Raw genomic sequence first — 21,675 nt, forward strand, 5'->3', positions numbered from 1 at the left:
TGGAAGTCATGACATCTGTGCGCGCTTATGATGTATTGGCGGCTTACCTCGCGGCGAGTGCGGTCGGTGATGCCATCCCGCTGCCGTTCGTGACACAGGTGCTCGACGCGATCGACTTTCCGCCGCGCCATCGATGGATATTCGCACCCATCAAGGCTGCCGCCGCGATCGGTCTGTCCTCAGCGCGATGGTCACCCGGGCTGGCGCGACTGACGACTGCGATGCTCACGATCTACTTCGCGCTGGCGGTGGGTTTTCACGCCAAGGCCCGCGATCTGAGTGCCGCCGCCGTGGGGGCAGCGGTGAACGGCGCGATATTCGCGGCGTTTACGGTTCGAGGCGCTGAGCCTCACCCACGCTGACGCGCGAAACGCGGGATTTCACACCTCGATACCGAGCTCGGCGAGCTCCCGCTGGGCCCAAAAGATCCGTCCCGCATACTCTTTGGGATCCGCACACGCCGCGAAGTAGGCCAGCATTCGGGCGGGAATCTGCGGTGAGATCATCATCGACTCGTCGACGAGTCCCGTGACACGATGCACCGCGACCTCGGTGGCGACGAACCCCGGGTGCATGCTGATGACGAAGATGTTCTTCCTCGCCAGATGCGGCGCAATGACGTTGGAGAACCGGTCGAGTGCGCGCTTGCTCGCAAAGTAGGCGGGTGATCCCAGGTCGAAGTCACCGACCGCTTCGAGCGCCGGCGGTTCCTCGGGTTGCCGGAACACACTTCTCCGCTCCCGGTGGTGACGTTGAGGATTCGCCCGCCGCCGCGCCGTTCCATAAGGGGCGTGACTAATTGCACCAAGGTGAACGGTGCATGCAAGTTCACCGCGAAGTGATAAAGCCAGTCGGCTCGGGGCATGTCCCCGATCGGGGCGCCCCAGCTGTGACCGATCGTTACGGCAGCGTTGTTGACGAGGATGTCGACGCCACCGAACCGATCCTCCGCGGATTGCACCAGTCGTACGAGATCTTCCTCTCTCGACAGGTCGGTCGCGACCGCGAGCGCTTCTGCGCCAAGGGATTCGACCTCGGCAACGGTCTCACCGATCGTGCCGGCCAACTCGCCCCCGTTGTCGACCGAACGCGCCGCCACGACGACGTTGGCGCCGCGACGCGCGAGGGCCAGCGCCGTGTGCTTTCCGATGCCCCAACTCGCGCCTGTTACGAGCGCCACCTTTCCCGACAGATCCAGCTCCTGTTGGCGGGGCCCGAGCGGTCGGAGCGGCGTAACGACTAAGGCGAGGGCCTGCTCGGTATTGGCGTGCGCAGTGTTCGACATGGCCTCGACCATAGAACCATATTTGTACAGTGACTAATTTTGTCTGGTATGCTTAGTTACTGAATCGCAGGGTCCTGATGAACCTGAACGTATTACAGCAGAACAACTATCGACGTAGAATCATCGGTGAGCCAGATCTGCGACGCGCTGCTCGGTATGTTGTTATTTTTGGGTACTAGCCAATAAAGCCTGCGATGGGGTCAGGATGGGCTGTACGATGCCACGGCTCCCTTGAGCACGATGTCGGCGCGCCGGCAGAGGTTTTTTCGTAGGGTCGCCGTGGTTTGTGCGGATGACGACCATCGGACCAGTGCGTCGAGTGTCGCCGCGTGCAAGAGCGCCGCAAGTTCGAAAACGTCCAAGTCGGTCGGCAAGTCGCCTTGGGCCTGGCCGTGACGGATGAGCGCCTTGAACGCCACGCCCACGCCGGCCGGCCTGGCCACCGCCTCAGGACTCAGTCGCGACCACTCGCCGACTGCGCGGTAGGCCAGGGCCTTAGGAGCCCGCGACACGCGGCGTGCCATGGACTTCAACAGTTGGTCGACCAGTTCGAAGATTGGCGTACCGCGGCGAATGCCGGCGTCTGCTTCCTCGATCATCCGGCGGCTGGTACCCCAGGCCACCTCGAGTAGAATCTCCTGCTTGTTGGCGAAGTGGAAATAGAAGGTGCCCTTGCTCACCCCCGCGGCCCGAGCGATGTCGGCCACCGTCGTCGCCTCGAACGCCTCGTCGAACCCCTGCTCGTTCCACATGGCCAGGGCAGCGCGTATCACCTTGCGCCGAGTATCGCGCGAACGACTCTGGGCCAATCCGGAGCGGCGGGGCGTCGACGCGGTGTTGCTGCTAGCCATGCGCGAAGGGTAGCGGCGCCGTCAACGTGTCGAGCGAAGCAGGCGCCGGACTCGGCCACCTGAGTCGCCGAATCTCAGTGGATGCGGGCGCTGCCGCCGAGGCCGATTTCGAAAACGCTTCCGGTGATGACCCCGGGGTTGGTGACCAGATACAGCACTGCGCGACTGACGTCCTCGGGCTGCAGCCAGGGCTTGGGGATGGGGTTGGCTTTCATCATCCGGCGCACCAGATCGTCGGGGACGTCGTCGCCGCCGGCGGGCTGCACCATCGGCGTCTGGGTGGTGGTCGGGCAGACGACGTTGATCGTGATGCCCTCTTTGGCGACCTCCAGCGCGGCGGACTTCGCCAGGCCGATGACACCCCACTTGGTGGCGTTGTATGCGGCCAACTCTGGGATGCCCATCCGGCCGCCCATCGAGGAGGTCACGACGATCCTGCCGAATTGCTGGCGGCGCATCACCGGGATCGCGGCCCGCAGAGTGTGAAACGCGCCGGTCAGATTGGTGTCGATCAGCTGTTGCCAGACCACGTCGCTGACGTCTTGCAGCAGCCCGGTGCTGACGATGCCGGCGTTGGCCACCATGATGTCGAGGCTGCCCAGGTCGGCGACGGTCTGCGTGACGGCCGCGCCGACCGCGGCCGCATCGCGCACGTCCACGGTGAGCGGCACGCAACGCCGGCCCAGCTCTGTTACAAGCTTGGTCGTCTCCTGTAGGTCATCCTCGGTGCCCAAGGGGTAGGTCAGCTCGGCCATCGCATCGGGGGCGTCGGCGAGAACGATATCGACTCCCTTGGCCGCCAGCGCCAGTGCGTGTGCACGTCCCTGCCCTCGGGCCCCGCCGGTGATCAAGGCCACGCGTCCATCCAAAGCACCCATACCGGTAGAAGCTACCGGCAGGCTTCAGGGGAGCCGCTTGCAGGTCTGCGGTGTGTCATGAAATCGGTTGCTGTGGGCTATCTTTCGCCCCGGCTACCTGCTGCTGGTGCTGCCGCCACTGCTAGAACTGCTCGAGCTGCCGCTGCTGCTTTCGCTGCTACTCGAGCTGCTATCGCTGCTGGAGCTGCTGCCGCTGGTGGAACTCCCGCTGCTGCTTTCGCTGGTGCCAGAGCTGCCGCCACCGCTGGCTTCGCTGGCACCGCCGCCAGCAGGCTCGCTGCCGCTCGGGGTTTCACCACCGCCGGAGCTGTTGCTGCCCGAGGGCGCATCAGCGCCAGCAGGCCCACTACCACTGGGGCTTTCACCGCCACCGGGTGAAGGCGGGCCGCCCGCGGCAGGCCCGCCGGCGTTCGGGCTTCCCCCTCCGCTGATAGGGCCACCATCACTTGGGGTTTGACCTGCGCCGGGAGCACCTTGATTGGGGCCCGGGCCGTTGACGGGTCCTGCCCCGCCCGGGCCGCTACCGCTGGGGGTCTGACCGCCACTGCTTGGTCCGCGACTGGTTGGCCCGCTGCCGTCGGGTCCGCCACCGGTTAGTCCGCCGCTGGTTGGCCCGCCTCCGGTTGGCCCGCCCGCGCCCGGTCCGCCGCCGTGTGGCCCACCAGCGCCGGGATTACCACGGACCGGGCCGCTCGCCGGCCCACCAGCACCGCCCGAGTCAGACGGTGGGCTTTGCCCTGGAGGAAGTCGGTGAGGCGGCAACTTCGGCGGTGGGACGTAGATTCGGCGACGCCTCGACCACGGGCGGGCTCACCGGTGCGTCGGGTAGCCGAAGCGGCGGCGGCGCGATGGGCGGGACGACCACCGGAACGGGAACGTCCGGCGCGGCGGGTGGTGGGGACGCGGGGACGGGTGGGGCTGCGGGGGCCACAACCGGCGGCGCCGCAGGGATCGGAGGCGCTGCCGGTCGCGGAGCGACGGGAGGCGGACTCAACGGCGCCGGTTCCACCATCTTCAGCGCGGCCACGTCGGGCGCAGGCAAGAGGGCCTGCTGAACCGGGGTGATGATGCCCTTGATCGGGGCGGGCAACGAATTGACTGTCGTGCGAATGCCGAGTGACAGGGCGATCTCCAGCACCAACGCCGCGCTAAAACCGGCGATTGCCACCGCGGTTCCGACCAACAGCGCCGGCCGGGACCGCGGCTCGCTGTCAGAGTTGCCTAGAACGAAGTCGCGGCGTCGGCCTCATCGTCGGCGACGGCGCTGTAGGCGAGGTCGTCGGTGCCGGGCCCGGCGTCGTCGACGCTCAAATATTCGGGCAGGGCAGACACGTCGACGGCGCCCGTGCCGGGATCTTGGGCATAGGCCAGCGCGGTAGTGGACGAGGCGTGTGCGTGCGCGGACGCCAGGGCCGCGCCTCGGGCCAGTGCGGTCTCCGGCTCCTCGGGGACGTTCACGGTCAGCGACGTCGTTTGTTCTAAGCGCTGCCTGATCGCGGTGACGTCGACACCGGCGCCCACCACGAACACACCGCCCGTCGGCGTCGGCAGCTCTTCGAGCCCGGCGACCAACTGCATTAGCTCCGCCGTGACCGTGGGCCCAGCTTCCAACCGCTCTTCGTGAACGTCGTCGACGGAACCGTCGGAGGTCTCGACAACAGCCAGCGTCGCGGTATCGGGCTCCACGAAAAGGACTGCGGTGCGCTCGTAACCCATTGCGCCGCCGACAAATTGGGTCAGTGCGGTCGCGGCCAGAAACGCCGAGACCAGCATGACGTTCTCGATCGTGTGGGCCGCCAGCGCATCGCGCAGAACTGCCGCTTCGAGCTGGTCGGTACATGCGACCCCAATGGAGTCCAGTTCGAGCCCGGCGCCGGCCGCATCCTCGCGGGTGCACATGATGGCGGTAATCACGCGATCGGACGCGCTGACGGTGGGCGAGTCATCGGCGCCGGTGATGGGGAACTCGTTTTCGTCGATCGTCGGGCCGTCGGCGTTTTCGCCCTGCAGCATCACCATTTGAACCGAGGCCGGCGCTATCGAAACTCCGAGCACGATGTCCATTGCCCACGCCTCCCAGCCACGCGGTCTCACTGAATTGATCGTCGCGGGAGAACCTGTGTCGAGATCCTGCGGATGCTATGTGGGCGTTATGCGTGTCCGCTGACAAACGCGGAGTCCCGCCGCGTCGATGTTGGGATCGGTAGCGACCCGCTCAGGGTGGGCTGACGAGGCAATCGTGCCACCCGAGGGAGTTTCCATGAGGATTATCGCCATCGCCGTTGCCGGTCTGCTGGCCAGCACCCCGCTTACAGCGAGCATCGCCCAGGCAACCGCGACGACCGCGCCGGCGCAGGCCCACATCTATCCGCTGCAGCCGCCGTCGGGTCCCGTTGTCGACCCCGACCCGGTGGTAGCAGTGCAAAACTTTCAGGCCCACATCTTCGATCTGCACGACAATTGGGACGCCCTTAGCCCGGACGAACGGAATCGGCAGCTGAAGGCCCTGCAACAGGAGGCCCCGCTGGATCGAGGCGGAGACACGCAATCTGCCGCCGGGTCAGCAGCTGCAGGTCGAGGGCATGCTCTTGTCGGCGATGTTTCAGCTGACGGATCTTCTTCGGCGGATGCGATAGCGCGACGTCGCCGGAAAAAGTGGAGCCGATGACGGGAATCGAACCCGCGTATTCAGCTTGGGAAGCTGATGTTCTGCCATTGAACTACATCGGCGCGGTTGCCCAAGAAGGCTAGCACCTAGCGGCGGGACCAGCCGCGACAGCCGAATGCCGACGCGGCAGTGTGGTTATGTCGGCAAATTTAAAATGCTCACATTTATTCTTTCGTTATCATGCCGTAATGTGCGCTGCGTGGGTCGGCACAGATTAGCCAAGAAGCGCCGGAAGTCGCCGGCAGTCCTGGCAGCGCTGCTGGCCCTGGCTGCAGTGTTCTTCGCGGTGGGTGGAGACGTCGGACCATTTGTGGTCCCAGCAGAAGCCAAGTCCGTTATTGGTGATGTCGCGCCGAGCCGTATGGAAATCGTCGCGGCGGAGGCGAATTTGCCGCACGGCGCGACCCTCCTCGGTGCCTCCGAGCGCCAGCCCGTCGCATCGAGATATCACGTCCGATCCCGCTTCCTTCCCATCGGGCTCGCGCCGGAGCAGGGCCTCCAGGTGCGTACGATCTTGGCTTCTCGCGCGATCACTGTGACGTTCCCCGAGATTCACGAAATCGGCGGCGTCCGACCGGATTCGCTGCCCTGGCATCCACTGGGCCTGGCGTTGGATGTGATGATCCCGAATCCCAGAGCGCGCAGGGGATCGCGTTGGGCAACGAGATCGTTGCGTATGTGCTGAAGAATTCGCATCGATTCGGCATCCATGACGCGATCTGGCGGGGCGTCTACTACACGCCGACCGGAGCACAAACGAGCAGGCTCGGCCACTACGACCACGTTCACGTCACGACGACCGGAGGCGGCTACCCCAAGAGCGGCGAAATGTATCTCGCCGACTGAACGCCGGACTGAGCAACAGATAGGCTCGCGGAGTGCTGCTCTCCGATCGCGACCTCAGGGCTGAAATCACCTCCGGCCGGTTGGGCATCGACCCCTTCGACGACACGTTGGTGCAGCCGTCCAGCGTCGACGTTCGCCTCGACAGCATGTTCCGAGTGTTCAACAACACCCGCTACACCCACATCGACCCGGCCAAGCAGCAGGAGGAACTGACCAGCTTGGTGGAGCCCGCAGCAGGGGAGTCGTTCGTCTTGCACCCGGGCGAGTTCGTGCTCGGCTCGACCCTGGAGCAGGTCGCGTTGGCCGACGACCTCGCCGGGCGTCTGGAAGGGAAGTCCTCGCTGGGCCGGCTGGGCCTGCTGACGCACTCGACCGCGGGCTTCATCGATCCCGGCTTTAACGGCCACATCACTCTCGAGCTGTCCAATGTCGCGAACCTGCCGATCACCTTGTGGCCCGGCATGAAGATCGGGCAGCTGTGCATCCTTCGATTGACCAGCCCGGCTGAACACCCTTATGGCAGTTCGCAAGTCGGCTCGAAGTATCAAGGCCAGTGGGGGCCGACGCCATCGCGGTCTTACGAAAATTTCATAAGATCTACATAGCTTCGAGTGCGTGACCGCACGCGTTTTCTGCGGGATTATTAGATAGTCGATGTGATTCTCCTCCGCCCGGGCACAGCCCGGCTGGCACCAGCTTTGGAGGGGTTGGTTTTGGATATTGTGCTCGGTGTTTCGATCGCACTCACTTCGGTCCAGATGGTTCTGGTTGAACGCGAGAACGCCGACGGCGCCTTGGTCGAAGAGGATCAGTTCCCCCTCGTCGAGGCCGACGGCACGCAACCCGCCGCCGTTCCCGACCGAGCGATCTCCGCCATCCTGGGCACCCGTGAAGGCGCGACCGAGGCCGGGATGGAGCTGTCCTCGATCGGCGTGACGTGGACCGACCAGCTGCACGCTTCCGTGCTCCGCGACGCGCTGACCGCCTACAAGCTCGAGAACGTGATGCTGGTCTCGTCGTTCCTGGCTGCCGCCGCATTGGGCCAATCCGTCGGCGGGGCAATGGGTTACGACAGCACCGCGGTTCTGTTCGTCGAGCCTGACACCGCGACGCTGGCCGTCGTCGAGACCTCCGACGGCTCCATCACCGACGTCTACAAAGAACAGATCGTCGCCGATACCTACGACGAGGCCACCGCGCAACTGACCGGCATGATGTCCTGGCTCGACGAGCTGGCCCTGCCTCCCGGCGGCGTGTTCGTGGTTGGCTCGGGTGTCGACGTCGGCCCCATCAAACCGTCACTGGATTCCGCGACCTCGCTCACCGTGAGCGCGCCGGAAGAGCCCGAGACCGCGCTGGCCCGCGGCGCGGCCCTGGCGTCGGCCAACGCACCGCTGTTCGCGTCGTCGACCGCGGCGCTGGCGTACGCCCAAGACCCAGGTACCGGTGCCGTCCATCCGAATGTCGGGCCCGAATACCTTGGCGTGTCCTACGTTTCAGACGCGACGCTCGGTCGCGACGAGCTTGCTTACAGCCTGGTGCCGGACGACGATGCCGATGCCCCGACGGTGGTCATCGACCGACCCGATCTCGTCGATTTGGAGGAAGACCAACCTCGCCGCAGGCCGGTGCTTCTGGTCGGCAGCGGGATGGCGGTGATCGCGATCAGCGCCGTGGTCGCACTCGAGATCGCGCTGGCGATCGGCATCCGTACCACCAACGTGGCGGTGCAGCCCAGCCCGAACCAAAACCTCATCGTGCCAACTCAGCCGGCTCCCGCGCCGCCGCCGGCTGAGGCGTCGGTCGCGAAGCCGAAGATCGTCCTGCCCGCGCCCGCGGCGGCGCCCCAGCCGTTGCATCCGGCCTTGGCGGCACCGCCGGCGGCTCCGATCCCCGCGGCTCCGCCACCACCTCCCGCGGCTCCTCCACCAGTTGCCCCGGCGGTGCCGGTTCCGGTCGTGGTTCCGGTCCCGGTGCCTCAGATCCGCATGCCTGCTCCGAATTGGCTGATGAGTCCGCCCGTGGTCCAGGCGCCACCGCGGCCGTTGCCACCGCTGGTGGTGGTGCAGCAATCACCGCCCGTGCATATCCCCGAGCCGCCGGACTCAATGCCGCAGTCACCGCCGTACCAAACTCCTCCGGAGACCGGCCCGACCAAGCCGAATGGTCCGGGTGGTCCTGCTGGCGGCCATGTTCCTCCGCCTGGTTCCGGTTCGGGTGGCGCCAATGGCGGCGGCCCGGGCGGTCTTCCTGGTTCGGGTACTGGTGGTGCTGGCGGTGGGCATCTTCCGCCGCTTGGATCTGGCTCCGGTCCAGCTAACGGCGGCACTCCGGGCGGTGTCCCAGGTTCTGGTGGTGCTGGGCATGTTCCGTCCCCTGGGTCTGGTTCCGGTGGCGTTGATGGTGGCGGCCAAGGCGGTGCACCCATTGGTGGTGGCCCCGGTCACGGCGTCGGTGGTGCTCCGATTGGTGGTGGCGGTCCGGTCGGTGGTGGACCCTTCGGTGGCGGTCCGATTGGTGGCGGTCCGATTGGTGGCGGTCCGATTGGTGGCGGTCCGATTGGTGGCGGTCCGATTGGTGGCGGTCCGATTGGTGGCGGTCCCATCGGCGGCGGCGGCCACAGCGGTGGCGGTTTTGGCGGTGGTCTTGGTGGTGGCCACAGTAGCGGCGGCGGTTTTGGCGGCGGTCACAGCGGCGGTGGCGGCGGCCACCACTAGCGCGTTGCGCGATCCGTCGGCAGGTCGTTACCGTTCCTAACGAAAGTGCAGTAGTGTCAGTGCAGTAGTGTCGAAGTGGCTGGGCGGGTCAAGAGCTGGCCACGCTCATTTCAACCAGAACTTCATAACTCCCAGCTAATCCCGGATCTTTGAATTCGCACTGCTGCGGCGATAGAGACCCGGGTAAGCAGTCAAAACGTTTGCTGCGCAGACGATTTGGCCGCAAGGGAGCGAACTGACTCGGGGGAGTTAAACGCGGTGGTGGGCATCGTGCTGGGCGTTTCAATGGCGCCAACGAAGGTCCGCTTGGTGCTCGTCGAGGGGGAAAACGCCGACGGCGTCACCGTCGACCAGGACGACTTCGACGTTGCCGCTGATGCGGCGCCTTCCAGCGCGCCTGCCGAGGTGATCTCGGCGATCTTGGGCACTCGCGAAGGCGCCGTCGAAGGCGGCTTCCAGCTTCTCTCAACGGGAGTGACCTGGACCGATCACATCGAGGCTGCCCTGCTGCGCGACGCGCTGATCGCACACAAGATCGAGAACGTCATGCTCGTCTCGGCCTTTATGGCCGCGGCCGCCCTAACCCAGGCGGTCGGCGACGCCACCAACTACGCGCGTACCGCGCTGCTGTTCGTCGAGCCGTATACCGCCACGTTGGCCGTGGTCAACACCGCCGACGGGTCGATCACCGACGTCCATCGCCGAGTTTTTGCCGACGACGAAGACCAGGCGGTGAGCGAGCTCGTCGAGATGGTGTCCGGCGCCGAAACACTGGAAACCGAGCCGCAGGGTGTGGTTGTCGTCGGCTCGGGCGTCGACATCCCTCTGATCAAACCCGTTCTGGAAGCCGCCACTTCGCTCAATCTGTCGGTACCTGACGAACCGGCGCTGGCCCGGGGTGCGGCGTTGGCGTCAGCGAATGCGCCATTGTTCGCCTCGTCTACCGCGGCGTTGGCCTACGCGCTCGACCCCGGCACCTGCGAGGTCGACCCGTTGGGGCTCGCCGGACCGACGTCGAGACTGCTGCCCGGCTATCTGCCGGACTATCGCGCTGCTCCCTCACCCGCGGACATCGGGGGAGGCCGGGCCAACGTCGCCTACAGCGCCGTGCCCGACGACGACGCCGACGAACAGACCGGCACCGGTCTCGACGAGGCGGCGCAGCGTCGCAAATCGATTTTGTTGGTGGGCAGCACTTTGGCGGTCATCTTCATCGCCGCGGTGGTGGCACTTGAGATTGCGTTGGCAATCAGCATCCGCCCGACGGTGGCATTGAGGCCTGACCCCAACGAAAACATCGTCGTTCCAACGCATTCCGCGCCCGCCCCGCCTCGGGCTCCGGCTCCGAAGCCGAGGGTCGCGGCGCCAGCGCCCGTCGCGGTGCCCCGTCCGATGAACGTGCCGGCACCGGTCCCGGCGGCTCCGCGGGTGCCCGTCGTGGCGCCGCCGGTTCCGGTCATCGTTCCTCCGATCGTTCCGCGGGTGCCGATTCTGCGGCCTCCGGCACCACGCGGACCCTTCGGCGGAGGACCCGGTACCCGTGGCCCGTTCGGCGGCCACGGTCCGTTCGGCGGTCACGGGCCCTTCGGTGGCGGGCATGGTCCGTTCGGTGGCCGCGGGCCCTTCGGCGGTGGCCACGGCCCGTTCGGCGGCGGCCATGGATTCGGCGGCCATGGATTCGGCGGATTCGGTCATCACTAGCCGCCTCGGCCCACGCGACCGCAGCCGAACGCGCGTAAAGTCGGATCGCTAGGGGAATACAGGGTGGGGATTCACGGGGTGGGGATTCACGCCGTCTCGCGGTAGCCGGAGCCTGCGGTGACGACGTCCTCCACGGCACTGTCTAGCAAATGACAATGGAAGGGCATTGGACACCGTACTTGGTGTGTCGATGGCGCCGACGGCAGTCCGGATGGTTCTGGTCGAAGGCGAAAATGGTGACGGCGTCACCGTCGACGAAGACAATTTCGACGTCGCTTCCGACGACGATGCAGCAACGACTAGCGCTGCGGATCAGGTGGTCTCGGCAATTCTGGGAACCCAGGAGGGCGCCGCCCAGGGCGGCTACCAACTGACCTCGACCGGTGTCACCTGGACCGATCCCGTCGAAGCAGCGGTCCTGCGCGATGCGCTGGCCGCGCACAAGGTCGAGAATGTGATGTTGGTCTCGGCGTTCCTGGCCGCGGCGGCGCTGGCGCAAGCGGTCGGCAACCAAACCAACTACGCGCAGACCGCGCTACTGTTCATCGAACCCGACACCGCGACCTTGGCGCTCGTCGACACCGCCGACGGGTCGATCGCCGATGTGCACCGTCAGCCCCTGCCGGAGGACGACGACGCCGCCGTGGCACAGCTGGCCACGATGGTCTCCGAGGCCGAGTCGCTGGATACCCGCCCCGGTGCCGTGTTCGTCGTGGGCTCCGGCGTCGATGTTCCGCTGATCAAGCCGGCCTTGGAGGCCGCGACGACGCTGCCGTTGGCCATGCCCGAGGAGCCCGACACCGCGCTGGCTCGCGGTGCCGCCCTGGCGTCGGCGCACGCGCCGCTGTTCGCCTCTTCCACCGCCGCGCAGGCCTATGCGCAGGACCCCGGCACCGGTGCCATCGATCCCTTCGCGGTTGCCCCCGGCTATCTGGAAACCCCGGATTCCGGCGAGGGCGCGCTGGCCTACAGCGCCGTTCCCGAGGACTATGCTGACGCCTACACCGGCGAGCACACCGCCGCCACCGCGCTCACCGACTACTCGGAGCGCAGGTCCTTTGGGCTGGTAGGCAGCGCGGTGGCGGCGATTTTCATCGTCGGCGTGGCGGCGCTGGTCGTTTCGCTGGCCGTCGCAATCCGGCCCACGGCCGGTGTGAAGCCTGTTCCGAGTCACAACATCGTCGCCCCGGCCACGCCGGCACCGGCGGCTCCGGCTCCGGCACCCGCAGCCCCTGCACCCGCCCCGGCGCCTGAGGCGGCCCCGATTCCCGCCCCGGCGCCCGTTCCTCAGGCACCTGCCCCGATTCCCGAGGCTCCGGCGCCGGCCCCGGTCCAAGTGCCGGATGCGCCCGCGCCAATACCCGACACCCCGGCCCCGGCCCCGGCACCCGCGCCCGTGGCACCGATTCCCGTTCCGATCCCACTACCGATACCTCCGGTCATCGGCGTGCCGGGCGGGCCGATAGGTCCGGGCGGCGGTGGATTCCCCAACAACCCGGGCCACGGCGGTGGCTTCCCGGGCGGCAGCCACGGTGGTGGGTTCCCCGGTGGCGGCCACGGTGGTGGGGGCGGCTTCCCCGGTTTCCCCGGTGGCGGCGGTCACGGTGGTTCGGCGGCGGCCACGGCGGTTTCGGCGGCGGCCACGGCGGGTTTGGACGCCATTAGGTCTTCGGGAGCCAGCTGTCACCTCCCGTTTGCCTCCCGCTTAGCGGAGCGATGCAGTTAGCTCATCGCGGCCACCTACACACGGTTGTATGCGATGCACCGTCTTTGGCACGGGATACCTGGGTGCCACGCACGCAGTCGGGATGGCGGTACTGGGACACGAGGTCGTCGGGGTCGATATCGACCCGGGTAAAATCGCCAAACTGGCCGCCGGTGACATCCCCTTCTACGAGCCGGGCTTGCCAGAGTTGTTGACCGAAAACCTGGCCGCCGGCAGATTGCGGTTCACCACCGATTACGACATGGCCGCCGACTTCGCCGACGTGCACTTCCTGGGTGTCGGCACGCCGCAAAAGAAGGGCGAATACGGCGCCGATCTGAGCCACGTCAACGACGTCATCGACAATCTCGTACCCCAGCTGACCAGGCCGGCCGTGCTGGTCGGCAAATCGACTGTGCCCGTTGGCACTGCGGCCGAGCTCGGTGAGCGCGCCGCCGCGCTGGCACCCGCAGGAGTCGACGTCGAGATCGCCTGGAACCCGGAATTCCTGCGTGAGGGCCACGCGGTGCACGACACCTTGGAGCCCGACCGCATTGTGCTTGGTATTCAAGAGGATTCGGTGTGCTCAGAGAAAGTCATCCGCGAGTTGTACGCACCGATCCTCGAAGCCGGTGTGCCGTTTCTCGTAACCGATTTGCAGACATCGGAATTGGTGAAGGTATCGGCCAATGCCTTTCTCGCGACCAAGATTTCGTTCATCAATACGGTCTCCGAGGTGTGCGAGGCGGCGGGTGCCGACGTCACGCTGCTTGCCGATGCGCTCGGCTACGACTCCCGCATCGGGCGCAAATTCCTCAACGCGGGCTTGGGTTTTGGTGGTGGCTGCCTGCCCAAGGACATTCGGGCGTTCATGGCCCGCGCCGGCGAGCTGGGCGCCAATCAGGCGCTGACTTTTTTGCGCGAGGTGGACAGCATCAACATGCGCCGGCGCACCAAGATGGTCGAGCTGGCCGCCACCGCGTGCGGCGGTTCGCTGCTGGGCGCCAACATCGCCGTGCTCGGAGCGGCGTTCAAGCCCGAGTCCGACGATGTCCGGGATTCGCCGGCGCTCAACGTCGCCGGGCAACTGCAGCTCAACGGGGCCGCGGTAAACGTCTACGACCCCAAAGCCCTGGAAAACGCGCGCCGCCTGTTCCCGACACTGAACTACGCGGTTTCGGTGACCGAGGCATGCGCGGGCGCGGATGCGGTCTTGGTGCTGACCGAGTGGCAGGAGTTCATCAACCTCGACCCGGACGACCTCGCCGACCGGGTGCGGGCCCGTGTCGTCGTCGACGGCCGCAACTGCCTGGACGTCGAGCGCTGGTCACAGGCGGGCTGGCGGGTGTTCCGGCTCGGAGCGCGACGTCCCTAACACGCACCCTGGCGAGTAGCGTGATTGCGTGGATTACGCGGCAGCCTTTCTCGACGAAAACCGCGCATTTCGGAGCTTTTCCGCGATGTCGACGAATCGCTCCCAGTGCCGACCTGCCCGGATTGGAGTCTCAAGCAGCTGTTCCGCCATGTCGGCCGAGGTGATCGGTGGGCGGCGCAAATCGTGCGGGACCGACTCGACGAGCCCCCCGACGTCCGCAGTGTCGAAGGCGGCAAGCCTCCCCCGGATCGGGCCGGCGCGATTTCCTGGCTGCACGGCGGAGCGCAACGTTTGCTCGACGCCGTTGAGCTGTCGGGTGTCCAGACACGGTCTGGACCTTTCTGGGTGAGCGCCCGGCGAACTGGTGGATTCGGCGCCGGCTGCACGAAACGGCGGTGCATCGCGCCGACGCGGCCCTCGCGCTCGGGCGCGAATTCACCCTCGAGCCCGCCGTCGCCGCCGACGGCGTCACCGAGTTCCTCGAACGGATCGCGGTTCAGGCCGGCAGCAACGGCGCGCCGCTGCCGCTCGAGGATGGCCAGACCCTGCACTTGCACGCGACCGACCCCGGACTCGGCGAAACCGGTGAATGGACGATCAGCGTCACGGCCGCCGGCGTCGCCTGGTCGCACGAGCACGGCAAGGGCAGTGCGGCGTTACGCGGCGGCGCCTGCGAGTTGTTGCTGGTGATGGCGCGTCGAACGCGGCTCGCCGACACCGGTATCGAGATGTTCGGCGACGGCACGGTCTGGCAAAACTGGCTCGACCGCACGCCTCGCTAGCAACGTCGGGGAAACGGCATGCCGAGAAGTGGTACACGGTAATTTTTAGTCCATGACCACATCGGAGATTGCCACCGTGCTCGCGTGGTACGACGCTCTGGCCAGCGCGGACATCGAGACGTTGGCGGCCTTGTCCAGCGACGACATCGAATTGGGTGACTCGCACGGAGCAGCGCAGGGCCATCAGGCGCTGCGCACGTGGGCCTCCGCCAACCGGGCGACCACCGATCTTGGTGAGATGTACGTGCACGACGGCGTCGTGGTCGCCGAACAAACGGGCGGCGCCGCCGGCGCCTTGGCGTTCCGCGTCGTCCACGACCACGTCACGTCGGTGTTCCGTCACCAGGACTTGGCGTCGGCGCTGGCAGCGACCGAGCTCACCCAGGTCGACCTCGTTACCTAAGGCATAGGAGCCGTACATGCGCGGAATCATCTTGGCCGGCGGATCGGGCACGCGTCTGCACCCGATCACGATGGGCATCAGCAAGCAGTTGCTGCCCGTCTACGACAAGCCGATGATCTACTACCCGTTGTCCACGTTGATGATGGCCGGAATCCGCGACATTTTGGTGATCACCACCCCGCACGACGCTGCCGGCTTTCAGCGGCTGCTCGGCGACGGCTCCCAATTCGGGATCAACCTCAGCTATGTCGAGCAGGAGAGACCCGACGGTCTGCCGCAAGCATTCGTGCTGGGCGCCAAGCACATTGGCAATGATTCTGCCGCTTTGGTGTTGGGGGACAACATCTTCTACGGCCCTGGATTGGGTACCAACCTGAGCCGCTTCCAATCCGTCAGCGGCGGAGCCATTTTCGCGTATTGGGTGGCGAACCCGTCGGCCTACGGTGTCGTCGAGTTCGGCGAAGACGGGATGGCGCTGTCGTTGCAGGAGAAGCCCGAAACGCCGAAGTCCAAGTACGCGGTGCCGGGGTTGTACTTCTACGACAACGACGTGATCGAAATCGCCAAGGGCTTAAAGAAATCCGATCGCGGCGAGTACGAGATCACCGAGGTCAACCAGATCTACCTCAACCGCGGCCGGCTGTCCGTCGAGGTATTGGCCCGCGGCACCGCGTGGCTGGACACCGGCACCTTCGACTCACTGTTGGACGCCAGCGACTACGTCCGCACCCTGGAGCGCCGGCAGGGTCTCAAGGTCGGCGTGCCCGAGGAAATCGCTTGGCGGCAGGGCTGGATCACCGACGAACAGATGGCGGCCCGTGCCCGCACGATGATCAAGTCCGGGTATGGCGGCTACCTGCTGGAGCTGATGGAGCGGGGCTGAGCGCGGTCGGTTTGGCCAGCACCGCGGCGATCGCGGTGGTCAACGGCACCGACAGCGCCAACGCTATGCCGCCGACCGCGGAGCGCACGAGCTCGATGGCCACGCTCTCGCTGATCAGCACGTCGCTCAGCGATCGGTTGGCGACGCTGAAGAGCAGCAGCAACGGCAGCGAGCTGCCGGCGTAGGCCAGCACCAGCGTGTAGACGGTGCTGGCAATGTGATCGCGGCCCACCCGAATCGCGCTCAGGAAGATCGCCCGCCGGGAGGTGTCGCCGCCGACGTGAGCGAGCTCGAAGACGGTCGAGGCTTGCGTCACCGTCACATCGTTGAGCACACCCAGCGATCCGATGATGAACCCGGCCAGCAGCAGTCCCCTGATCGACACACTGCCCAGATACGCGCTGACCGTGGAGTTCTGTTCGTCCGAAAGCCCGGTCGGATGCGCCAGTTCGATTGCACCGCAAGATAATCCGGCGGCCAGTAGCAACGCCGACAAGGTGCCCAGCAGGGCGGCGCTGGTGCGCAAATTGACTCCGTGCGCGAGGTAGATGACGACGTAGAGGATCGCCGCCGACGCCACCAGGGCCACCGGAACCGCGGGTGCGCCGTCTCGCAGCGCCGGCAACAAGAAGACCACCAGCACGCCGAACGCGACCACGATGCCGACCAGCGCCAGCAAACCACGCCAGCGGGCTACCGCGACGATCACCACCGCGAACGCCAACGCCAGCCCGACCAGCGACCAGCCGCGCTCGAAGTCGTAGAACGCATACGTGGTGGCGCCCTGGGCGTCGACCTGCCGCACGACCCGGATGTGGTCATCGGCGTGGAACTGCGGCTGGCCGGGGCCGGGCGAGAACTCCAACAGCGTTTTGGCGCCCGCGTTCGGGCCCGAATCGATGGCGACCAGTGTCTGGACGCATCGCCCGGCGCCCGGCGTTCCCGGCTGCGGAGTCGTCGTCAGCACCTGACTGGCCGACGGGCTGCCGCAGTCGCCCAGTCCGCTGGACAGCACGTGCGCGCGCTCGGTACTCACCGCCCCGCCCGTCGCGTTCTGATACGGCATCGGGATGTCGACATGCTGGCGACTCGGCCACAACAACGCCGCACCGGCGATCACGGTGATCCCGATCGCAATCAGCAGCCCCACCACGATCTTGGCAGGCAACGGCCCCAGCGGTGACGGTCCTGACGACAGGGTGTGCGAGTGCGAGTGGGTCACCCATTCCACCGTAGAGGCGGCTTACTGTCGATAGGCGGTCAAGAAGTTGCCCAGCCGTTCGATCGCGGCGGACAGATCACGCGCCCACGGCAGGGTCACGATGCGCAGGTGATCGGGGGCCGGCCAGTTGAAGCCGGTGCCCTGGCCCACCAGGATCTTCTCCTGCAACAGCAGGTCGAGAACCAGCTGCTCGTCGTCTTCGATGTCGTACATCTCGGGGTCCAGTCGCGGGAACGCGTACAGCGCGCCGTCCGGCTTGACGCAGGACACCCCGGGTATCTGGTTGAGCTTGGTCCAGGCGACGTCGCGCTGCTCGAGTAGCCGGCCTCCGGGCAGCACCAGGTCGTCGATGCTCTGGTAACCGCCGAGGGCGACCTGGATCGCGTGCTGGGCCGGGACGTTCGGGCACAGCCGCATGTTGGCCAGCAGGCTGATGCCCTCGATGAAGCTGCTGGCGTGGTCCTTGGGTCCGGTGATCGCGAGCCAGCCGGCCCGGTATCCGGCCACCCGGTAGGCCTTGGATAGGCCGTTGAAGGTCAGGCACAGCAGGTCCGGCGCGAGGGTGGCCAGGCTGATGTGTTTGGCGTCGCCGTAGAGGATCTTGTCGTAGATCTCGTCGGCGAGCAGCATCAGCTGGTGCTTGCGCGCCAGATCGACTATCGGGCTGAGGATTTCGCGGCTGTAGACGGCGCCGGTGGGGTTGTTCGGGTTGATCACGACCAGCGCCTTGGTGCGCTCGGTGATCTTGGACTCCAGGTCGGCGATGTCAGGCTGCCATGCCTGCGTCTCGTCGCACAGGTAGTGCACCGGCGTGCCACCGGCCAGGGACGTCGACGCCGTCCACAACGGGTAGTCGGGGGAGGGAATCAGCACCTGATCGCCGTTGTCGAGCAGGGCCTGCAGCGTCATCGTGATCAGCTCGGAGACCCCGTTGCCGAGGAAGACGTCGTCGACGTCGAACCGCGGGAAGCCCTCGACCAGTTCGTAACGGGTAACCACCGCGCGTCGGGCCGGCAGGATGCCCTGCGAATCCGAGTAGCCCTGCGCATAGGGCAGCGCCTGGATCATGTCACGCATGATCACGTCGGGCGCATCGAAGCCGAATGGCGCCGGGTTGCCGATATTGAGCTTGAGAATGCGGTGGCCCTCGGCCTCCAGCCGCGCAGCATGCTGGTGCACCGGGCCGCGGATTTCGTACAGAACGTCCTGAAGCTTGGACGACTGTGCGAAGGTCCGTTGCCGGTGGTGGCCGGGGCTGTGCACGGGCACCTGGTGAGTGGTCACGTCACCAATGGTGCCATCGCCGTCCACCGATTTTTGCTGACAGAGGCCAATCTGTGATCAGCGCTTCCCCGGTGGACGGGCGCCGCGGGCGATGCCAAGCCCCTTAACAGGGGTTGCCGGGGGCGCCGCGGCGCCGTTAGATTCCTCGGCGGGCTGGGGCGTCGGCTCCGGTTGGGCCTCAGCCTTTTGCTCGGCGGGCGCCGGCTCGGCTGCCGGGGCCGCTGCTTTCGTCTCGGCTGCCGGCGCCGCGGGTGCCGCTTTCTTGGCACCGGGACGCTTGGCCCCTGCCGCGATGCCCAGGCCCTTGACCGGCGCGGCCGGGGCCTTGGGTTCGGCGGCCTCGGCGGTCGGCTGCGCTGCCTCGGCTTTGGCTTCGGGCTGCGGCTTGGCTTCGGTCTCCGGCTTGGCGGCCGGGGCAGCTTTCTTGGCGCCGGGCTTGCGGGCGCCGGCGGCCAGGCCCAGCCCCTTGGCGGGCGCGGCTTCGGTTTTGGCCTCCGCGGGCGCTTCTGCGGCCGGGGCTTGCGCTGCCGAAGCCTTCTTGGCGCCTGGCCGTTTGGCGCCGCCGGCGATACCCAGCCCCTTCGCCGGCGCTGCGGCCTTGGCGGGCTGCTCGGGCTCGGCGGCTGCGGGTTCCTCGGCCTTTGCGGGCGCTTCCTCCGCCGGTGCCGTCGCGGTGGCAGCAGCGGCCTTGGGCTCGGCTTTCGCGGCCCGCTCCTCTGCTTCCTTTGCGGCTGTGCCCTTCTCCGGCAGCGTCGCCTTGTCGTACTCGAGCGAGCCGAGCAGGATCTGGGCGACGTCGAGCACCTCGACCCCGCTGCGGCCGGCCTCCTCCTGCCGGTCGTTGACACCGTCGGTGACCATCACCCGGCAGAACGGGCAGCCGGTCGCGATCGTCGCGGCGTTGGTGGCCAGCGCCTCGTCGACACGCTCGTGGTTGATGCGCTTGCCGATGTGCTCTTCCATCCACATGCGCGCACCGCCGGCGCCGCAGCAGAAGCTGCGGTCGGAGTTGCGCGGCATCTCGGTGAGGTTGGCGCCGGCGAAGCCGATCAGCTCGCGGGGCGCCTCGTACACCTTGTTGTGGCGGCCCAGGTAGCAGGGGTCGTGGTACGTAATGTCTTGCGAGACAGGCGTTACCGGAACCAGCTTCTTGTCGCGCACCAGCCGGTTGAGCAGCTGGGAGTGGTGCAGCACGCTGTAGTTGGCGCCCAGCTGACGGTATTCCCTACCGATCGTGTTGAAGCAGTGCGGGCAGGTGACGACGATCTTGCGGTCGACGGTCTCCACACCCTCGAAGACCCCGTCCAGCGTTTCGACGGCCTGGGCCGCCAGCTGCTGGAACAGGAACTCGTTGCCCGACCGGCGTGCGGAGTCGCCGTTGCAGGTCTCGCCGGTGCCCAGCACCATGAACTTCACCCCGGCGATGGCCAGCAGCTCGGCGACGGCCTTGGTGGTCTTTTTGGCCTTGTCGTCATAGGCGCCGGCGCAGCCCACCCAGAACAGGTACTCATAGCCGTCGAAGCTCTCGACGTCCTCACCGTAGACCGGGACGTCGAAGTCGACCTCGTCGATCCAGTTGGTCCGGTCCCCGGCGTTCTGGCCCCACGGGTTGCCCTTGGTCTCCAGGTTCTTGAACAGCACCGACAGCTCCGACGGGAACTCCGATTCCATCATCACCTGGTAGCGGCGCATGTCGATGATGTGGTCGACGTGCTCGATGTCCACGGGGCACTGCTCGACGCAGGCGCCGCAGGACACGCACGACCACAGCACGTCGGGGTCGATCACGCCGCCCTGTTCGGCGGTGCCGACCAGGGGCCGGGCCGCCTGCTCGGGTCCGTGGCCGGGTATGCGGCCGAAGCCGGACTCCGGCACATGGTGGCCTTCTTCTTTGACCGTCTCGAGATCCAGACCCTCGAGCGGCTCGGCCGTCTTTTCACCCAGGATGTAGGGTGCCTTGGCCATCCAATGGTCGCGCAGGTCCATGATTACGAGCTTGGGCGACAACGGTTTTCCGGTATTCCAGGCCGGGCACTGCGATTGGCAGCGTCCGCACTCGGTACAGGTGGCGAAGTCGAGGTTCGCCTTCCAGGTGAAGTCCTCGATCTTGCCGCGACCGAAGACGTCGTCCTCGCCGGGATCTTCGAAGTTGATCGGTTTGCCGCCGGACTCCATCGGCAGCAGCGGGCCCAGGCCGTCGGGCAGGCGCTTGAAGGTGACGTTGATGGGCGCCAGGAAAATGTGCAGGTGCTTGGAGTGCAGCACGATGATCAGGAAGAACAACGCCACGGCGATGTGCGCCAGCAGCGCGAACGTCTCGATCCATTCGTTAGCGGTCACACCCAGCGGCTGCATCAGCTTGCCCATGGCGTGCGAGAAGAACGCGCCCTGGCCGTACGGGAAGTTCCCGGTGACGACGGAGGCGCCGCGGAAGATCGCGAAGCTGATGATGACCAGCGAGATCATGAACAGAATCAGCCACGCGCCACCGGTGTGCGAACCGTAGAACCGCGACTGACGGCCGTATTCCTTTGGCTCGCTACGCAATCGGATGATCGAAAAGGTGATGATGCCAGCCAGCACGGCGAGCGCGATGAAGTCCTGCAGGAAGCCCAGCGCATCCCAGCGGCCGATGATCGGGATGTGGAAGTTCGGTTGGAACAGGGTGCCGTAGGCCTCGATGTACACCGTGATGAGGATGAAGAATCCCCACATGGTGAAGAAGTGGGCGAGGCCGGGAATGGACCAATTCAGCAGCTTGCGCTGACCGAACACCTCGGCGATTTGAGTCCAGATTCGGGTGCCGACGTGGTCGGTCCGGCCGCTCACCGGCTGGCCGGACATGACCAGGCGGTACAGCCACCAGACGCGCTTCAGCGCGAACACGGCCACAATCGCGGTAAGGCCCAGCCCCAGCACCAACCTGATGAGCGTCTGCGTGGTCACAGCAGGTCTCTCCCCAATGCATCGTCACTCAACGAAAATTCGTTCGATCTTTGCTAGCTCATACTGACATCCGGGCCGCCTTCGACGCGAGAAAGGTTGCCCTAACCGAGGTCCGCGAAAGCCTTTGAC

At 66.4% G+C, this 21,675-nt stretch carries 17 protein-coding genes, 1 tRNA gene and 4 pseudogenes; 12 read left to right on the forward strand and 10 right to left on the reverse strand.

Features of this window, described 5'->3' with window-relative positions:
* Positions 1–8: 8 nt before the first annotated feature.
* Positions 9–362, forward strand: coding sequence for a DoxX family protein (locus T428_RS0111205; RefSeq protein ID WP_036467804.1), 354 nt, complete (start codon positions 9–11; stop codon positions 360–362).
* Positions 363–380: 18 nt separating this feature from the next.
* On the opposite strand, the gene T428_RS34425 is transcribed toward T428_RS0111205, so the two are convergent.
* The 4 genes and pseudogenes from T428_RS34425 to T428_RS0111220 form a co-directional block, all read right to left on the reverse strand.
* Entirely contained in the window at positions 381–728 is a 348-nt protein-coding gene (locus T428_RS34425) for an SDR family NAD(P)-dependent oxidoreductase (protein ID WP_245604890.1), read from the reverse strand.
* A gap of 11 nt (positions 729–739) precedes the next feature.
* Positions 740–1,297, reverse strand: a pseudogene (locus tag T428_RS34430) (SDR family NAD(P)-dependent oxidoreductase); the annotation flags it as partial.
* A 188-nt stretch (positions 1,298–1,485) separates the two neighbouring features.
* The gene (locus T428_RS0111215; protein ID WP_025736554.1) at positions 1,486–2,136 is read right to left on the reverse strand and encodes a TetR/AcrR family transcriptional regulator; all 651 of its coding nucleotides are present in this window, start codon (positions 2,134–2,136) and stop codon (positions 1,486–1,488) included.
* Positions 2,137–2,210: 74 nt separating this feature from the next.
* Positions 2,211–3,014, reverse strand: a complete 804-nt coding sequence (locus T428_RS0111220; RefSeq protein ID WP_025736555.1) for a mycofactocin-coupled SDR family oxidoreductase — start codon at positions 3,012–3,014, stop codon at positions 2,211–2,213.
* A gap of 67 nt (positions 3,015–3,081) precedes the next feature.
* On the opposite strand from T428_RS0111220, the gene T428_RS33570 reads away from it, so the two are divergent.
* Complete coding sequence (locus T428_RS33570) at positions 3,082–3,471, forward strand: hypothetical protein (RefSeq protein WP_211243933.1); 390 nt, start codon at positions 3,082–3,084, stop codon at positions 3,469–3,471.
* A gap of 261 nt (positions 3,472–3,732) precedes the next feature.
* On the opposite strand, the gene T428_RS33270 is transcribed toward T428_RS33570, so the two are convergent.
* Together T428_RS33270 and T428_RS33275 are read right to left on the reverse strand one after the other, a co-directional pair.
* The gene (locus T428_RS33270; RefSeq protein ID WP_169733645.1) at positions 3,733–4,182 is read right to left on the reverse strand and encodes a hypothetical protein; all 450 of its coding nucleotides are present in this window, start codon (positions 4,180–4,182) and stop codon (positions 3,733–3,735) included.
* A gap of 53 nt (positions 4,183–4,235) precedes the next feature.
* Entirely contained in the window at positions 4,236–5,108 is an 873-nt protein-coding gene (locus T428_RS33275; protein ID WP_169733649.1) for a DUF7159 family protein, read from the reverse strand.
* A gap of 166 nt (positions 5,109–5,274) precedes the next feature.
* On the opposite strand from T428_RS33275, the gene T428_RS32750 reads away from it, so the two are divergent.
* Complete coding sequence (locus tag T428_RS32750) at positions 5,275–5,682, forward strand: hypothetical protein (protein WP_156942926.1); 408 nt, start codon at positions 5,275–5,277, stop codon at positions 5,680–5,682.
* Here the strand turns inward: T428_RS32750 and T428_RS0111230 are convergent.
* Positions 5,671–5,744: transfer RNA gene (locus tag T428_RS0111230), tRNA-Gly, on the reverse strand. The genes T428_RS32750 and T428_RS0111230 overlap by 12 nt on opposite strands.
* A gap of 137 nt (positions 5,745–5,881) precedes the next feature.
* Between T428_RS0111230 and T428_RS27330 the strand changes: the two are divergent.
* From T428_RS27330 to rfbA, 9 genes and pseudogenes are all read left to right on the forward strand, one after another.
* A pseudogene (locus T428_RS27330) lies at positions 5,882–6,528 on the forward strand (VldE C-terminal domain-containing protein).
* Positions 6,529–6,560: 32 nt separating this feature from the next.
* Complete coding sequence (dcd, locus tag T428_RS0111245) at positions 6,561–7,133, forward strand: dCTP deaminase (protein ID WP_025736558.1); 573 nt, start codon at positions 6,561–6,563, stop codon at positions 7,131–7,133.
* A 153-nt stretch (positions 7,134–7,286) separates the two neighbouring features.
* Positions 7,287–9,245: a DUF7159 family protein gene (locus T428_RS0111250; protein ID WP_156942927.1), complete on the forward strand. Its 1,959-nt coding sequence runs from the start codon at positions 7,287–7,289 to the stop codon at positions 9,243–9,245.
* 258 nt (positions 9,246–9,503) lie between these two features.
* Positions 9,504–10,946, forward strand: a complete 1,443-nt coding sequence (locus tag T428_RS0111255) for a DUF7159 family protein (RefSeq protein WP_025736560.1) — start codon at positions 9,504–9,506, stop codon at positions 10,944–10,946.
* Between the two features lie 166 nt (positions 10,947–11,112).
* A pseudogene (locus T428_RS0111260) lies at positions 11,113–12,611 on the forward strand (DUF7159 family protein).
* An 89-nt stretch (positions 12,612–12,700) separates the two neighbouring features.
* Entirely contained in the window at positions 12,701–14,026 is a 1,326-nt protein-coding gene (locus T428_RS0111265; protein ID WP_025736562.1) for a UDP-glucose dehydrogenase family protein, read from the forward strand.
* Positions 14,027–14,054: 28 nt separating this feature from the next.
* Positions 14,055–14,808: pseudogene (locus T428_RS27335) on the forward strand (maleylpyruvate isomerase family mycothiol-dependent enzyme).
* 52 nt (positions 14,809–14,860) lie between these two features.
* Entirely contained in the window at positions 14,861–15,211 is a 351-nt protein-coding gene (locus T428_RS0111275; RefSeq protein ID WP_025736563.1) for a nuclear transport factor 2 family protein, read from the forward strand.
* Between the two features lie 16 nt (positions 15,212–15,227).
* Positions 15,228–16,094: a glucose-1-phosphate thymidylyltransferase RfbA gene (gene rfbA / locus T428_RS0111280; RefSeq protein ID WP_025736564.1), complete on the forward strand. Its 867-nt coding sequence runs from the start codon at positions 15,228–15,230 to the stop codon at positions 16,092–16,094.
* On the opposite strand, the gene T428_RS0111285 is transcribed toward rfbA, so the two are convergent.
* The 3 genes from T428_RS0111285 to T428_RS0111295 are packed head-to-tail and all read right to left on the reverse strand — an operon-like array spanning position 16,045 to position 21,546.
* Positions 16,045–17,316 (reverse strand): YibE/F family protein, encoded by a 1,272-nt coding sequence (locus tag T428_RS0111285; RefSeq protein ID WP_025736565.1) that lies wholly within the window; start codon positions 17,314–17,316, stop codon positions 16,045–16,047. The two genes, rfbA and T428_RS0111285, sit on opposite strands and share 50 nt — an antisense overlap.
* Before the next feature lie 21 nt (positions 17,317–17,337).
* Entirely contained in the window at positions 17,338–18,627 is a 1,290-nt protein-coding gene (locus T428_RS0111290) for a pyridoxal phosphate-dependent aminotransferase (RefSeq protein ID WP_025736566.1), read from the reverse strand.
* A 30-nt stretch (positions 18,628–18,657) separates the two neighbouring features.
* The gene (locus T428_RS0111295; protein WP_025736567.1) at positions 18,658–21,546 is read right to left on the reverse strand and encodes a (Fe-S)-binding protein; all 2,889 of its coding nucleotides are present in this window, start codon (positions 21,544–21,546) and stop codon (positions 18,658–18,660) included.
* Positions 21,547–21,675 lie beyond the last annotated feature (129 nt).

The sequence above is a fragment of the Mycobacterium genavense ATCC 51234 genome (genome assembly GCF_000526915.1).
Classification (GTDB): domain Bacteria; phylum Actinomycetota; class Actinomycetes; order Mycobacteriales; family Mycobacteriaceae; genus Mycobacterium; species Mycobacterium genavense.

Bases quoted from the DNA above. Each gene is read 5' to 3' on its own strand.
- rfbA (WP_025736564.1), top strand. From the start codon at position 15,228: ATGCGCGGAATCATCTTGGCCGGCGGATCGGGCACGCGTCTGCACCCG.
- T428_RS0111215 (WP_025736554.1), bottom strand. From the start codon at position 2,136: ATGGCTAGCAGCAACACCGCGTCGACGCCCCGCCGCTCCGGATTGGCC.
- T428_RS0111220 (WP_025736555.1), bottom strand. From the start codon at position 3,014: ATGGGTGCTTTGGATGGACGCGTGGCCTTGATCACCGGCGGGGCCCGA.
- T428_RS0111205 (WP_036467804.1), top strand. From the start codon at position 9: ATGACATCTGTGCGCGCTTATGATGTATTGGCGGCTTACCTCGCGGCG.
- T428_RS0111275 (WP_025736563.1), top strand. From the start codon at position 14,861: ATGACCACATCGGAGATTGCCACCGTGCTCGCGTGGTACGACGCTCTG.
- T428_RS0111250 (WP_156942927.1), top strand. From the start codon at position 7,287: ATGGTTCTGGTTGAACGCGAGAACGCCGACGGCGCCTTGGTCGAAGAG.
- T428_RS32750 (WP_156942926.1), top strand. From the start codon at position 5,275: ATGAGGATTATCGCCATCGCCGTTGCCGGTCTGCTGGCCAGCACCCCG.
- T428_RS0111265 (WP_025736562.1), top strand. From the start codon at position 12,701: ATGCGATGCACCGTCTTTGGCACGGGATACCTGGGTGCCACGCACGCA.